Origin of the sequence: Microbacterium sp. (genome assembly GCF_047607465.1) — a bacterium.
Lineage (GTDB): Bacteria > Actinomycetota > Actinomycetes > Actinomycetales > Microbacteriaceae > Microbacterium.
On sequence record NZ_JASGCY010000037.1, the window covers coordinates 1 to 13,412 of the forward strand.

A 13,412-nucleotide genomic window follows, 5' to 3' on the forward strand; every position below is an offset into this window, starting at 1 on the left:
CGAGCCCGATGGACGCAACGCTGGAAACAAGCACTCAACGCCTTCGACATCACCTTCGACGGGCGCCTCAGCGCCCACCACCGCTAACCAACAACAACCCAGTTACACCGTTAACTTGACAGACCCGCTCCCACCGAACTGCGCACCATGGTCCGCATCGCCGCAGGCGCCATCGGATCGGCATCCATTCCGCTGATCGCGCTCTGCATGGCCTGGCTCGGTGCGCTGACCCTCACAATCGCCCTGCAGATCAGCGTCGGTATCTACGTGCTCACTCTCGGCCTGATCGCACTCATCGCCGTCTCCCGCGCGGGGCTGCCCTGGAGGCACCGATTCATCGCCCTCGTCGGCCTCGCGAGCCTCGGCGCAATCGTCGTCCTCGTGCTCATCGTGGCCCATTAGGGCTTCATCGTGCTTCGGGAAGCGCTTTCTTGAGAGCGGATGCCAGGACTGTTAGCGTTTGTGGCAACCGATTGACATCTGTGCAAGAGCGCCGTCGGCGCTCGAAGGAGACATCATGCTCAGGCCGCAGGAGAACCCCCACCGCGAGCGCAAGCTGCTCAACGGGCTATGGCGGTTCCGCGTCGACGAGAACGGCGATGGCCGACGCGAGCAGTGGGCGCAGCGCCCCCTCGCGCAGGCGCGACAGATGGCTGTTCCCGCCAGCTACAACGACGTGTTCGTCGACGCCGCGATCCGGATGCACGTGGGCTCGGCCTGGTACGAGACCGACGTGTGGATCCCCCGAGGCTGGGAGTCGCGTCGCATCGTGCTCTCCTTCGAATCGGTCACCCACCGCGCGACGGTCTGGATCGACGGGGTGGAGGCTGGGGGGCACGAGGGCGGCTACACGCCGTTCGAGATCGACATCACCGAGATGGCCGTACCGGGCTCGGCAGTGCGGGTGACCGTCGAGGTGGACAACACGCTCACCTTCGAGACGATCCCCCCGGGCGTCGTGATCGAGACCTCTCAGGGCAGGCGCCAGAAGTACTGGCACGACTTCTTCAACTACGCCGGCATCCATCGCTCGGTCTGGCTCTCATCGACGCCGAAGAGCCACATCGACGACATCACCGTCGTCACAGACCTCGACGGTACCGACGGCGTCATCGACTACCGCATCTCATCGGTCGCGGCTGAATCGCTTCAGGTGCGCGCGAGCGTGACTGACGCCGAGGGGGTCCCTGTCGGCCAGGCGCTCGGGGCCGAAGCATCCGTCACGATCCCCGATGTGCACCGGTGGGCGCCCGGCGACGGTTACCTCTACCGACTCACGATCGAGCTCTGCGATGGGGAGACCGTCGTCGACCAGTATCACCAGGCCGTCGGCGTCCGCACGGTGCGGGTCGACGGCATCCGCTTCCTGATCAACGGCGAACCTTTCCACTTCCGCGGCTTCGCGAAGCACGAGGACATCCCCGTGATCGGCAAGGGGCACAACGACGCCTTCATGCTGCACGACTTCGAGCTCATCCGATGGACCGGAGGTAACTCCATCCGCACCTCGCACTACCCGTACTCGGAGGACGTCCTCGACTACGCCGACCGGAACGGGATCGTGGTGATCGATGAGACGGCGGCCGTCGGCCTGAACATGGGCATCGGCGGCGGTGTCTTCGGCGCGCAGGGATACGTGACCTTCACGGACGAGACGATCAACGCGAACACCCAGCGCGTGCACGCACAGGCGATCAGAGAGCTGATCGCCCGTGACAAGAACCACCCCAGTGTCGTGCTGTGGAGCATCGCGAACGAGCCCGAGTCCGAGACGGAGGCGGCCGAGCGCTACTTCGCGCCGCTGTTCGAGGTGGCGAGGCAGGCGGATCCGACGCGGCCCGTCGGAGTGGTGAACGTGGTGCTCGCGCCGCACGGCGAGTGCCGCCTCGCGAAGTACAGCGACGTGCTGATGATCAATCGTTACTACGGCTGGTACATCGAACCAGGTGACCTCGCTCTCGCGGAGGAGCAGCTGGAGACCGAGCTTCGGGCGTGGGCGACGGACGGCAAGCCGATCATCATGACCGAGTACGGCGCCGACACGTATCCGGGCCTGCACTCCGTCGTGCCCACGCCGTGGACGGAGGAGTTCCAGTCCGAGTTCTTCGCGATGTACCATCGCGTCTTCGACCGGATCGACGCGATCGTCGGCGAGCAGGTCTGGGTGTTCAGCGACTTCACCACCACCGCGGGGACCATGCGCGTCGGCGGCAATCGCAAGGGCGTCTTCACACGTGATCGCCTGCCGAAGGCCGCGGCGCACTCCCTGCGGGCGCGGTGGACCAGCAGCGATGCGACGGGCTCAGCGGGCTGAATCCGTCGCTGGGACCAACGCGCATGCGTGACGCGCGAAGAGAGGCCTCCAATGGATGATCGATCCGCGTCGAAGGCACGCCCAGCGGTCACGATCTACGATGTCGCCGAACGCGCCGGAGTGAGCGCGTCCACGGTGTCGAGAGCGCTCAATCACCCTGGCAGGATCTCGTCGCAGACGACGGCACGCATCTCCGCCGCCGCCGCCGAGCTCGGGTTCCGCTTCAACCCCGCAGCTCGCACGCTGCTGACCGGACGGACATCGACGATCGGTCTCGTGCTCGCGGACATCACCAACCCCGTCGTGTTCGGGGTGATCCGCGGCGCCGAGCGGGCGGCTGCGGCCGCCGGGTACACGCTGATCATCGCCGAGTCCCAGGAGTCCGGCCCCAGGGAGGCCGACACGGCGCGGAGTCTGCTGCGCAGCGTCGACGGTCTCGTGCTCGCGATGACGTGGCTCGACGATGACGAGATCAGGGCGCTGTCGGCGGAGAAGCCTCTGGTGCTCGTGAACAGAGCGGTCGATGGACTCCCGGGCGCGTACCCCGATGTCGCATCCGGCATCGGGCAGCTCCTGGACCATCTCGCCGCTCGTGGGCACGACGCCGTCGCCTACCTTTCGGGGCCGGCGAGCTCGTGGATGAACGCACAGCGATGGCGGGCCCTGTACGAGGGGGCGCGCGCACGGTCGCTGTCGGTCTTCGAGATCCCGATCGGAGACCAGACGATCGAGGCCGGGCGATCGGCTCTGGAGCGCGTCCTGGCGGCACCGACCGGCGTCGCCGTCGCCTACAACGACCAGGTCGCGATCGGCCTGCTGCAGCAGGCGCAGGCGGCCGGTGTCTCCGTACCCGGCGAGCTGGCCATCGTCGGGTTCGACGACATCTACGGGTCGACCTTCACCTCGCCGCCGCTGACGACAGTCTCGTCGCCGCTCGAAGCGGTCGCGGCGAGGGCGGTGGGGATGCTTGTCGGCGAAGCGCCCGGCGACGCCCCGCTCGCCACCGGCCTCATCGTGCGCGGGACGACCTGAGCACAGAAAAGCCCGCCGCACCGTACGGACTCGGTGCGGCGGGCGGCTCAGAGCATCAGCGCCAGAGGGATGCTGGCAGCAGGTCGAGGCTCTGCAGCTCCTCGGCGACGATGCCCGCGTAGACCCCCGCACCGTACTCGGAGGTGTGGGTGCGATCGCCGTTGATGCGGATGAGATAGATCGGCTCGGACTCGACCGGGCCGAGGGACTCGACCAGGTCACGGCTGCGCGCCGTGAGGTCGATGAGCGGAACGGACAGGGTTGCCGCGACCGACCGCATCTCCGCGGGGAGGTCAGCGAGGTCGGTGACGATGACGGGTTCGCATCAGAAGGGCCGGCGCTGCTGGCTGCCCTTCGATGTGCGGTTCTACCTGTACGCCGGGTCGGATCGCGTGCGCGTCGTGCGCAGCTTCGTCTTCGACGGCGACGAGAACAAGGACTTCATCAACGGGCTCGGCTTCACCGTCTCCGTGCCGCTCGCCGCGCAGCTGCATGATCGTCACATCCGCTTCGCCGGTGAAGGCGCAGGCGTCCTCGGCGAGGCTGTGCGTGGAATCACCGGTCTGAGGCGTGATCCGGGCGAAGCGGTGCGCGCCGCGCAGATCGCGGGTGTCGCGACGCCGGATCCCTCGACCTGGGATCAGCGCGTCACCACGCGCCTGCAGTGGATCCCCGCATGGGGCGACTACAGCCTGAGCCAGCTGACCGCTCACGGGTTCGAGATCCGCAAGCGCACCGCGAGCGGACGATCCTGGATCCGCGTCGACGGCGGCAAGCGCGCCCGCGGACTCGGCTACGTCGGCAGCCCGACCGGTGGCCTCGCGTTCGGCATGCGCAACTTCTGGCAGCTGCATCCGACCGAGCTCGAGATCTCGGGGGCCGCCGGAGGCGTCGCCTCGGCGACGGTGTGGATGTGGTCGCCGAAAGCCGGGGCGATGGATCTGCGCTTCTACCACGACGGCATGGGTCAGGACACCTATGAGAAGCAGCTGGACGCCCTCGAGATCACCTACGAGGACTACGAGCCGGGGTTCGGCTCGCCCTACGGGGTCGCGAGGACGACGGAACTCAGCTTCTGGGCGCTCGGCGCGACGCCGACGGCATCCGATTTCAGTGCGCTCGCCGATGCCAACGCGCTGCCGCCCCAGCTGATCAGCACGCCGGAGCACAACCACTCGGCCGGCGTGTTCGGGTCGTGGGCGCCCGTCGACCGCTCGAGCCTCGCCAAGATCGCCCTCGAGGACAAGCTGGCGTTCATGCACGCGCACTACGTGTCGCAAGTGGATCAGCGATCCTGGTACGGCTTCTGGGACTACGGCGACGTCATGCACAGCTTCGACGAGGATCGTCACGTGTGGTGTTACGACGTCGGCGGGTACGCGTGGGACAACTCCGAGCTCAGCACGGACATGTGGCTCTGGTACCACTACCTGCGCACGGGCGATGCCACCGCGTTCCGCTTCGCGGAGGCGATGACCCGTCACACCGGAGAGGTCGATGTCTATCACCTCGGCAAGTACCGCGATCTCGGCACCAGGCACGGCATCATGCACTGGGGCGACAGCGCCAAGCAGCAGCGGATCAGCAACGCCGGCTACCGGAGGTTCTACTACTTCCTCACCGCGGACGAGCGCGTCGGAGATCTCATGCACGATCTCGTGGATGCGGACAAGACGTTCCTCGTGCTGGATCCGTCGCGCAAGATCCGCGAAGAGGCCTATGAGCCCGATGAGCACGCGCTCGGCGTCTCGACCACGACGGACTGGGGTGCGCTGGGCCTGGCGTGGCTGGCCGAGTGGGAGCGCAACGGGGACGAGATCGCGCGGACGAAGCTCGTCAACGGCGCGACCTCGATCGCGGCGCTTCCGAACGGGTGGGCTCAGGGCGGCGAGGTCAGGTACGACCTCGCGGACGGAAAGTTCACCGGCCCCGACACCCAGAGCGTCGATGTGGGGTCGCTCGACAGCGTGTTCGGCCTGTTCGAGCTGATGGCGGAGCTCATCGAGCTGATCGATGACGATGCCGTGCGTGAGCAGTGGGTGAACTACTGCCGTCTCTACAACGGGACCTCGGCCGAGCAGATCGCCATCACCGGCACGTCCTGGGGTAGCCAGAATCTGCGCCAGGCGTGTTCGCGCGGAACCGCGTATGCGGCGTCCCAGCTCGACGACAGCGCCTTGGCGGCGCGGGCTTGGCAGGAGTTCCGGACAGGGCATGCCGGATATCCCGAGAGCCTCGCCTTCACGTCGACGCGCATCGAAGGACCCGCTGTGCTCAATCCGATCGACGAAGCGCCCTTCGCCACGAACTCGAGCGCGCAGTACGGACTCGCTGCGATCCAGTGCATCGCTCTCGTGGGGGACTGCATCTGAGCCCTGAAGTCGGTCGAGGAGGACGTCTCGGATACCGGACACGCTCGTCGTGTTCGGCATCCGCGGCATCCGCGGCGCTGCGCTCGTCTCCACGATGACGGTGCGAGCGCCGGAAGAAGAGATACCTCCGCATGGAGGTTTTCTGGTAATCTGAGTCCCCGGGCGTCGACGCCCCTCAGAGATCCCTAGCAAGGAAGGTCAACGTGGCCCTGCCAGAAACCTCGGTTCAGCTGTACACCCTCGCCGCGGAGTTCTCCGCCGACATGGCGGGCTCGCTCGACAAGCTCGCCGCGATCGGCCTGCGCAACGTCGAGGCGTTCGACTTCGTCCGCCGCCCCGACGAGATCCGCGCCGCGCTCGACGCCTCGGGCCTCGCCTCTCCCACCGGCCACGCGCCGCTGCTCTCCGACGAGCTGTGGACGCCGGACGGCTCGATCCCGACCCCCGCGCCCGAGGTCGTCTTCGAGGCCGCGGCGAAGGTCGGGCTGAAGACGGTCATCGACCCGTTCGTGACACCCGACCGCTGGTTCACGCTCGAGGGCGTGACCGACATCGCCGACCGCCTGAACGCGCTCGTCGACACCGCGGCGGGCTTCGGCCTCGAGGTCGGCTACCACAACCACGCGCAGGAGTTCGTCGCCGACTTCGACGGGCAGAGCGCCTACGAGCGCTTCGTCGAGCTCACCGACGAGCGTGTCGTGCTCGAGCTCGACCTGTACTGGGCGCTCACCGGCGGGCAGGACGTCCCCGCTCTGGTCTCGCGCCTGGGCGACCGTCTCGTCGCCGTGCACGTCAAGGACGGCATTGTCCCGGCCGCCAACCCCTTCGCTCCTGGCGCGGGCGAGTTCGGCTCGGACAGCTTCGACCAGCGTCACGCCGGCACCGGCGACGTGCCCCTCGCCGACGCTCTTCGCGCGGCATCCGCTCTGAAGTACGCCGTCATCGAGTACGACAACGCACCAGGCGACGTGTTCGCCGACATCACCGCCAGCTACGCGTTCCTCGTCGAGGGCGGATTCGCCCGATGAGCGCCGTCGGCATCGGCATCATCGGCGTCGGCGTCATCAGCGACACCTACCTCGAGAACCTCTCCGCGTTCCCCGACGTCGACGTGCTCATCGTCGGCGATCTGCTGCTCGACCGCGCGCAGGCGCAGGCCGAGAAGCACGGCGTGCCGGCCTTCGGCAGCGCCGATGACGTGCTCGCCCATCCTGGGGTCGACCTCGTCGTCAACCTGACGATCCCCGCCGTGCACGTCGAGGTCTCTCGCAAGGCGATCGCCGCGGGAAAGCACGTGTGGACCGAGAAGCCGCTGGGCCTCGACCGCGACGGCGCAGCCGAGCTGCTCCGTGAAGCGGATGCCGCGGGGCTGCGCGTCGGCTCGGCGCCCGACACGCTCCTCGGACCCGCATTCCAGGCCGCGCGCCGCGCGATCGAGGGGGGCGTCATCGGGCGTCCGCTGTTCGCGCAGACCGTGTTCCAGACCCAGGGGCCCGATCTGTGGCATCCGAGCCCCGCGTTCCTCTTCGCGCAGGGCGCAGGTCCCCTGCTCGACATGGGGCCGTACTACGTCTCGGCCCTCGTCAGCCTGCTCGGCCCCGTCGAGCGCGTCTCGGCCGTCGGCACCAAGGCGCGTGAGGAGCGCGAGATCCGCACCGGCCCGAACGCTGGCACGACGTTCCCGGTCGAGGTGCCGTCCACGATCCAGATCGTCACGGCTTTCGAGCAGGGTGCCTCTGCGCAGAGCCTGCTGAGCTTCGACTCGGCGCTCGAGCGCCACGGCGTCGTCGAGATCCACGGCACCGACGGGTCGATCGTGATCGCCGACCCGAACCAGTTCGCCGGACGCATCGCCTCCGTGAAGCCGCTGGGCGTCATCCGCGACGGCATGAAGTTCGAACAGGAGTGGATCGAGATCGAGCACGAGGACATCGCGGTCGGCCGCGGTCTCGGGGCGCTCGACATGGTGCGCGCGATCGCCGCCGATCGCCCGCACGTCGCTTCGGGCGAGCTCGGGTTCCACGTCCTCGACGTCCTGCTGTCGGCTCAGGAGTCGGCGGCCACAGGCCAGACCGTCGTCGTCGAGAGCACGGTCGCCCCTGTCCCGTTGCTGCCGGAGGGGTTCGACCCCTTCGCCGCGACCCTCTGAGGGCTGCCGCAGACGAAGACCGTGCGCCCGTCGGCTCGAAGCCCACGGGCGCACGGTCTTCGTGCGTTCAGTCGGCCGCTGCGGGGGCGATGCCCCGCAGCAGCCGATCGAGCATCTCGAGCGCTGCCTCGTGGTCGACACTGTCGTCGAGAAGCCACTGGATCTGCAGGCCGTCGGATGCCGCGATGATGAGAGCCGCGACCTGCACAGGGTCGAGATCGGCGCGGATGTGACCGGACGACTGCAGACCGACGACCTGCTCCGCGATCTCTTCGCGCAGTCGTGCGAACCGCTTGGTGGCGAACTTCTGCGCGATCGGATGGTCGTCTTCGAGGGCCATCGCCACGAGCGTGGAGTACAGCTGCACCAGGCCGGGGATCTCACGGTTCGCCTCGGCCGAGATGCTCATGGCCATGGCCGGACTCGCATCCGGCGGCAACGCCCGCTCGCTGCTCGGCCGGTGCTGCGACGCGCGGTACACCTCGACCAGCAGCTCTTCGAGGGAGCCGAAGTAGTGGGTCAGCGCGGCGTGGGTGATGCCGACCTCCTGCGCGATCGCTCGCAGGCTCGTCTTCCGCGCGCCCCTGCGGGCGAACACCTCGATCGCCTTCTCGAGGATCTCCTGTCGACGGGCGATGCCCTTCGCGTAGCGCCCCGTAGCGCGCGGCGCACCGTCAGGAGAGTCGGTCATGTCCCGATGATACCGAGCAGTCAGAAGCCTCCAGCCGGAGGTTTCCCGGTCACGCCGTTCCGGTCGACTCGCGCCAGACGATGCTGAGCAGGCCAGGAGGCCTCTCCGGCGCCTCCTCGCCGCGGACGGCGGCGATCAATCGGCGCATCGAATGGGCGCCAAGGCGTTCGCGATCCTGGCGGACGCTGGTCAGCGACGGCACGAGGAACGCGCTCTGGTGGTGGTCGTCCCATCCGGTGACCGCGATCTGCTCCGGCAGCCGCCATCCCCGCAGGGTCGCGGCGCGGATCGCGCCGGTGGCGATGATGTCGTTGGCGGCGATGACCGCCAGCGGGGGAGCGTCGTCGGGCAGGGCGGCGACGGCATCCGCCCCCGAGTCCCCGCTCCAGTCGCCGTCGATCACCCCCAGCGACTCGACGCCCAGGTCGTCGACGGCGGCGAGGTACGCTGCGCGCCGCGCGCGCGCCGAGGGGAAGTCCTGGGGGCCGGCGAGGTGGACGAAGCGACGGTGTCCGCCCGCGGCGAGGTGCGCCATCATCTCGGCGATCGGCCGGGCGTCGGTGAACGCACCAGCCATGTGCATCTCGTCGTCGAACTCGCCGACCGAGAGCACCACGGCTCCGGCTTCGGATGGGGGGAGGGCGGGCAGCGGCGTGAACGACAGCACCCCTTCGTACTGTCCCGAGTCGACGATCTCGGCCAGGCGGGAGGAGGGATCGTCGGGGAGGCTGACGACCTCGACCACGTAGCCCTCGTCGTGTGCGGCGGCCACCGCGCCGGAGAGCAGCGTGAGCGGATTCATCGTCGCCAGGGGCACCACCACCGCGAGCCGCCCTGTACGCCGAGTGCGCATCGTCCTGGCAGCGAGATTCGGACGGTAGTTCAGTTCGGATGCCGCACGGAGCACCTTCTCGCGGGTCGCCTCCGAGATGCCGGCGCGCCCGGTGAACACGAAGGACACGGTCGATTGCGAGACGCCGGCGAGGCGGGCGACATCGTGACTGGTCGGGCGCCGGTCCATGTCTTCCTCCTTGCGGCCTCTTGACGGACGGGCCGATGTCCTCGATAGTATCTACTACGTAGTGGTAATACGTAGTAAATCGATGAGGATGGAACATGCTGAGGATCGGGATCATCGGCACCGGCGGCATCGCCGACGCACACATCAGTGCCTACCGGGCCTTCGGCGCGGAGTGCGAGATCGTCGCCCTCGCCGACGTCATCCCCGGGAAGGCGGCGCAGAAGGCGGCCGCCTTCGGGCTGTCGGATGCGGTCGCCTACGACGACCCGGCGACGATGATCGCCCGCGCGCGGCTCGATGTCGTGAGCATCGCGACTCCGCCGTCGACGCACGCGCCGCTGGCGATCGCTGCGCTCGACGCCGGCATCCACGTGCTCGTCGAGAAGCCGATGGCACCATCGCTCGAGGAGTGCGACGCGATGCTCGCAGCCCAGGAGCGCAGCGGCCGGCTGCTCTCGGTCGTCGCCCAGAACCGGTTCCGCGACGACCTCGCCGCTCTCAAAGCGGTCGTCGACTCGGGGCTGCTGGGTGCGATCTCGCACGTCCGCATCGACTCGGCATGGTGGCGGGGACTGCCCTACTACGACCTGTGGTGGCGGGGCACGTGGGAGAAGGAGGGCGGCGGCTGCACCCTCAATCACGCCATCCACCACATCGATCTGCTGCTGTGGCTGCTGGGCCGACCCGTCGAGGTCACCGCCATGCTCGCGAACGCCCAGCACGACAACGCCGAGGTCGAAGACCTCTCGGTCGCCGTGTTCCGCTACGAGCGGGCACTCGCGCAGTTGACGAGCTCGGTCGTGCATCACGGCGAGGAGAAGGAGATCGTGATCCACGGCGAGCACGCCATGATCTCGCAGCCGTGGCGGGTCATCGCCGAGCGGTCCCGGCCAGACGGATTCCCCGAGAAGGAGCGCGATGTCGAGAGGCAGGCCGCGATCGAGGCGATCGTCGCCGGGCGCGAGCCGCTCGCGCACCTCGGGCACGACGGGCAGGTCGGCGACCTGCTCGCCGCCATCCGTGAAGGCCGCCCGCCGATCGCGGACGGCCGCGACGGCCGGAACGCCGTCGAGGTCGTCACCGCCATCTACAAGGCGGGGTTCGAGCGCGAGGTCGTCACGCTCCCGCTGCAGGTCAACGACCCGTACTACCGCGCAGGGCAGCTCGTCGCGAACGCTCCGCACTTCTTCGAGAAGAAGGCGTCGCTGATCGAGGCCGCCTCATGAGCGCCTTCCCCGGCGGCACCTCGCTGTCGCACCTCGACGTCTACGACTCCGCCGCAGGAGACGGCGTGTGCGGAGGCAGCCCGCATCTGCACCTCGTGTCCACCGAGGCCTATGTCGTGATCGCAGGCGAAGGCGCATTGCAGACCATCGACGGCGACGGATTCCGGGAGACGCCGCTGCGCGCCGGAACGGTCGTGTGGTTCACGCCGGGCACGATCCATCGCGCCGTCAACCGAGGGGGTCTGCGTGTGGTGGTGCTGATGAGCAACGCCGGACTCCCGGAGGCGGGGGATGCCGTGATGACCTTCCCCGCCGAGATCGTGGCGGATGCCGCAGCCTATGCTGAAGCCGCCTCTCTGGGTGACGACGACGAGGGCCGGGCCGGCCGCGCACAGCGCCGCCGCGACCTCGCAGTGGCGGGATTCGATGTCCTTCGCGACGCGCTGCTCACGGGCGACAGAGCACCGCTCGACGCGTTCATGGCGGCATCCGCTGCGCTCGTGCGCGAGCGCGCAGCGGGGTGGGCAGAGCTCGTCCGCCGAGGGCCGCTGGCTGACGCTCAGCGGTCGATCGCGCTCGCCGAAGCCATCGCCGCGGGTGAGCGTCGGCACCTCGACGGTGCGCGGGTGCACGAGGCTGCGGCATCCGTCGGCAACCGCCGATACGGCATGTGCGGGCTGCTGCGAACCTACGATGTGACCAGCGATGCAAAGGAGCAGAAGTGACCAGTACCTACACCTTCGACCCCCTGCCGGAGCCGGTCGTCGCGCCAGGCGAGTTCGTGTTCGCGGCCGTGGGGCTCGACCACGGTCACATCCACGGCATGGTGCACCACCTGCTCGATGCGGGCGCCACGCTGTCGCTGGTGTATGAGCCGGATCCGGCCAAGGTCGCCGACTTCATCGAACGCTTTCCGCAGGCGCGGGTCGCAGCGAGCGTGGAGGAGGTGCTCGAGGATCCAGAGGTGCGTCTCGTCGCGAGCGCGTCGATCGCGAGCGAGCGGGCACGGCTCGGCGTGTGTGTGCTCGACGCGGGGAAGGACTTCTTCGCCGACAAACCAGCCATCACCACTCTCGAGGATCTCGCGGCCGCGCGCGAGGCCGTAGCGCGCACCGGAGGGAAATTCGCCGTGTACTACGGAGAGCGGGTGCAGTCGGAGGCGGCGATCCTCGCCGGTCAGCTGATCGACCAGGGCGCGATCGGCCGGGTGCTGCAGGTCGCCTCTTTCGGGCCGCACACGGTCGGCAGCGGCCGGCCGGACTGGTTCTACGACCCAGCGCTGTACGGCGGCATCCTCTGCGATATCGGCAGCCACAATTTCGAGCAGATGCTGTACTTCACTGGGGCGTCGAACGGCGAGATCGTCAGTTCGACCATCGCGAACTACGCGCATCCGGAGACCCCTGGCCTGCAGGACTTCGGAGACGCCCACGTCGTGCTCGACAACGGCACGACCGGCTATGTGCGCGTGGACTGGTTCACGCCCGCGGGCATCGACGTCTTCGGCGATGGGCGCACGCTGATTCTGGGGACAGACGGCTATATCGAGCTGCGCAAGTACATCGACATCACCACCGACAACGGCGGCGACCAGGTGCTGCTCGCGAACCACGACGGGCAGTTCCGCTTCGATGCCACCGGAAAGACCGGGTTCCCGTTCTTCGGGCGGCTGATCAGGGACTGCCTCGACCGCACAGAGACCGCGATGACCCAGGAGCACGCGTTCGCCGCCGCCGAACTCAGCATCCTCGCCCAGCAGAACGCGCGGGTGTTGGCCGGATGACGATTTTGCGTGAATTTAGGGGGTTTTGGGCTAGGGTTCACGGTAAATGAGGTTCGTTCCGGGAGGGTGATGGCCGTGATCAATCGGACCGCCTGGGAGCGACCGGATGCCGACGGGGCGCCGTGAGCTTCGCGAGATCTACGAGGCGAAGAATCTCGCCGCCGTCACGGAGGATCTGCTCTCCGAGAGCGAGGATCTCTCGACACAGCTGATCCTCCGCTGGCACGGGATGCTGCTCGCCGGAATCCGAGACGACATCGCCGGTCGGTTTCGCCGCGGCGATGAATGGGTGCGGGTCGGAGGGCATCTCGGCGCCAACCCGGCCTTCGTGCCGGAGCTGATCACCGGCGCGGTCGAACGATTCCTGGCCGACGAGTCGATGACACTTCTCGAGCGCGTCGCCTGGTTCCATTGCGAGTTCGAACTCATCCACCCGTTCGTCGACGGCAACGGGCGCATCGGCCGAGTGCTGATCAACAAGCAGTTGCAGGATGCCGGCGTGCCGCCGCTCATCGTGCGTGCCCGCAACCGGCACAGCGACTACTACCCCCAGCTCGAGGAGTACTCGACGCGGAGCTCCCACGACGGGATGACCCGCCTGCTGGTGCTGCTCGTACTCGAGTCCTTGCACAAACGCATCGCCCTCGTCACGAGTCGCCGTGTGGTCGCTCTCGCCGACTGGGCTCGGGCCGTCGGCGTCAGCGGTGCGTCGGCGACCAACAAGGCGCGACGGCAGACGATCCCCGCATTCCGGGTGCGCGATCGTTGGATGATTTCCGAGGACTTCCGCTGATCCCCGCCCGACCCGGCCCGCTCCGGTCGCG

General features: G+C 68.2%; 13 protein-coding genes. 10 read left to right on the forward strand and 3 right to left on the reverse strand.

The features are described from left to right. The first annotated feature begins 147 nt into the window (after positions 1-147). The 3 genes from QM568_RS04845 (at position 148) to QM568_RS04855 (ending at position 3,346) form a co-directional block, all read left to right on the forward strand. Positions 148-402, forward strand: a complete 255-nt coding sequence (locus QM568_RS04845; protein ID WP_415136386.1) for a hypothetical protein — start codon at positions 148-150, stop codon at positions 400-402. A 115-nt stretch (positions 403-517) separates the two neighbouring features. Beyond that, on the forward strand, positions 518-2,314 hold the full coding sequence (uidA, locus tag QM568_RS04850) for a beta-glucuronidase (protein WP_415136388.1): 1,797 nt from the start codon (positions 518-520) through the stop codon (positions 2,312-2,314). Between the two features lie 51 nt (positions 2,315-2,365). Further along, positions 2,366-3,346 (forward strand): LacI family DNA-binding transcriptional regulator, encoded by a 981-nt coding sequence (locus QM568_RS04855; RefSeq protein WP_415136390.1) that lies wholly within the window; start codon positions 2,366-2,368, stop codon positions 3,344-3,346. Between the two features lie 55 nt (positions 3,347-3,401). Here QM568_RS04855 and QM568_RS04860 read toward each other — a convergent pair whose 3' ends face one another. After that, positions 3,402-3,626 (reverse strand): hypothetical protein, encoded by a 225-nt coding sequence (locus QM568_RS04860; RefSeq protein WP_415136392.1) that lies wholly within the window; start codon positions 3,624-3,626, stop codon positions 3,402-3,404. Positions 3,627-3,657: 31 nt separating this feature from the next. On the opposite strand from QM568_RS04860, the gene QM568_RS04865 reads away from it, so the two are divergent. From QM568_RS04865 to QM568_RS04875, 3 genes are all read left to right on the forward strand, one after another. Beyond that, positions 3,658-5,718 carry a Tat pathway signal sequence domain protein gene (locus QM568_RS04865; protein WP_415136394.1) on the forward strand — a complete coding sequence of 687 codons (2,061 nt, stop codon included), beginning with the start codon at positions 3,658-3,660 and terminating at the stop codon, positions 5,716-5,718. Between the two features lie 203 nt (positions 5,719-5,921). Beyond that, the gene (locus QM568_RS04870; RefSeq protein ID WP_415136396.1) at positions 5,922-6,746 is read left to right on the forward strand and encodes a sugar phosphate isomerase/epimerase family protein; all 825 of its coding nucleotides are present in this window, start codon (positions 5,922-5,924) and stop codon (positions 6,744-6,746) included. After that, complete coding sequence (locus QM568_RS04875) at positions 6,743-7,867, forward strand: Gfo/Idh/MocA family protein (protein WP_415136398.1); 1,125 nt, start codon at positions 6,743-6,745, stop codon at positions 7,865-7,867. The genes QM568_RS04870 and QM568_RS04875 overlap by 4 nt, the downstream gene beginning before the upstream one ends. A 67-nt stretch (positions 7,868-7,934) precedes the next feature. On the opposite strand, the gene QM568_RS04880 is transcribed toward QM568_RS04875, so the two are convergent. Beyond that, a complete protein-coding gene (locus QM568_RS04880) occupies positions 7,935-8,558 on the reverse strand; it encodes a TetR/AcrR family transcriptional regulator (RefSeq protein WP_415136400.1) in 624 nt (207 codons plus the stop codon). A 49-nt stretch (positions 8,559-8,607) separates the two neighbouring features. Then, positions 8,608-9,579 carry a LacI family DNA-binding transcriptional regulator gene (locus QM568_RS04885; RefSeq protein ID WP_415136402.1) on the reverse strand — a complete coding sequence of 324 codons (972 nt, stop codon included), beginning with the start codon at positions 9,577-9,579 and terminating at the stop codon, positions 8,608-8,610. 95 nt (positions 9,580-9,674) lie between these two features. On the opposite strand from QM568_RS04885, the gene QM568_RS04890 reads away from it, so the two are divergent. The 4 genes from QM568_RS04890 (at position 9,675) to QM568_RS04905 (ending at position 13,381) form a co-directional block, all read left to right on the forward strand. Then, positions 9,675-10,805 carry a Gfo/Idh/MocA family protein gene (locus QM568_RS04890; RefSeq protein ID WP_415136404.1) on the forward strand — a complete coding sequence of 377 codons (1,131 nt, stop codon included), beginning with the start codon at positions 9,675-9,677 and terminating at the stop codon, positions 10,803-10,805. After that, positions 10,802-11,530 (forward strand): cupin domain-containing protein, encoded by a 729-nt coding sequence (locus tag QM568_RS04895; RefSeq protein ID WP_415136406.1) that lies wholly within the window; start codon positions 10,802-10,804, stop codon positions 11,528-11,530. Before QM568_RS04890 ends, QM568_RS04895 begins: the two co-directional genes overlap by 4 nt. Continuing rightward, positions 11,527-12,588 (forward strand): Gfo/Idh/MocA family protein, encoded by a 1,062-nt coding sequence (locus tag QM568_RS04900; protein WP_415136408.1) that lies wholly within the window; start codon positions 11,527-11,529, stop codon positions 12,586-12,588. The genes QM568_RS04895 and QM568_RS04900 overlap by 4 nt, the downstream gene beginning before the upstream one ends. A gap of 106 nt (positions 12,589-12,694) precedes the next feature. Beyond that, positions 12,695-13,381, forward strand: coding sequence for a Fic family protein (locus QM568_RS04905; protein ID WP_415136410.1), 687 nt, complete (start codon positions 12,695-12,697; stop codon positions 13,379-13,381). The last annotated feature ends 31 nt before the right edge of the window (positions 13,382-13,412 follow it).

Excerpts from the sequence above, each read along its gene's own strand:
- QM568_RS04845 (WP_415136386.1), top strand. The coding sequence starts at position 148 with ATGGTCCGCATCGCCGCAGGCGCCATCGGATCGGCATCCATTCCGCTG.
- uidA (WP_415136388.1), top strand. The coding sequence starts at position 518 with ATGCTCAGGCCGCAGGAGAACCCCCACCGCGAGCGCAAGCTGCTCAAC.
- QM568_RS04855 (WP_415136390.1), top strand. The coding sequence starts at position 2,366 with ATGGATGATCGATCCGCGTCGAAGGCACGCCCAGCGGTCACGATCTAC.
- QM568_RS04860 (WP_415136392.1), bottom strand. The coding sequence starts at position 3,626 with ATGCGGTCGGTCGCGGCAACCCTGTCCGTTCCGCTCATCGACCTCACG.
- QM568_RS04865 (WP_415136394.1), top strand. The coding sequence starts at position 3,658 with ATGACGGGTTCGCATCAGAAGGGCCGGCGCTGCTGGCTGCCCTTCGAT.
- QM568_RS04875 (WP_415136398.1), top strand. The coding sequence starts at position 6,743 with ATGAGCGCCGTCGGCATCGGCATCATCGGCGTCGGCGTCATCAGCGAC.
- QM568_RS04880 (WP_415136400.1), bottom strand. The coding sequence starts at position 8,558 with ATGACCGACTCTCCTGACGGTGCGCCGCGCGCTACGGGGCGCTACGCG.
- QM568_RS04885 (WP_415136402.1), bottom strand. The coding sequence starts at position 9,579 with ATGGACCGGCGCCCGACCAGTCACGATGTCGCCCGCCTCGCCGGCGTC.
- QM568_RS04890 (WP_415136404.1), top strand. The coding sequence starts at position 9,675 with ATGCTGAGGATCGGGATCATCGGCACCGGCGGCATCGCCGACGCACAC.
- QM568_RS04895 (WP_415136406.1), top strand. The coding sequence starts at position 10,802 with ATGAGCGCCTTCCCCGGCGGCACCTCGCTGTCGCACCTCGACGTCTAC.
- QM568_RS04905 (WP_415136410.1), top strand. The coding sequence starts at position 12,695 with ATGCCGACGGGGCGCCGTGAGCTTCGCGAGATCTACGAGGCGAAGAAT.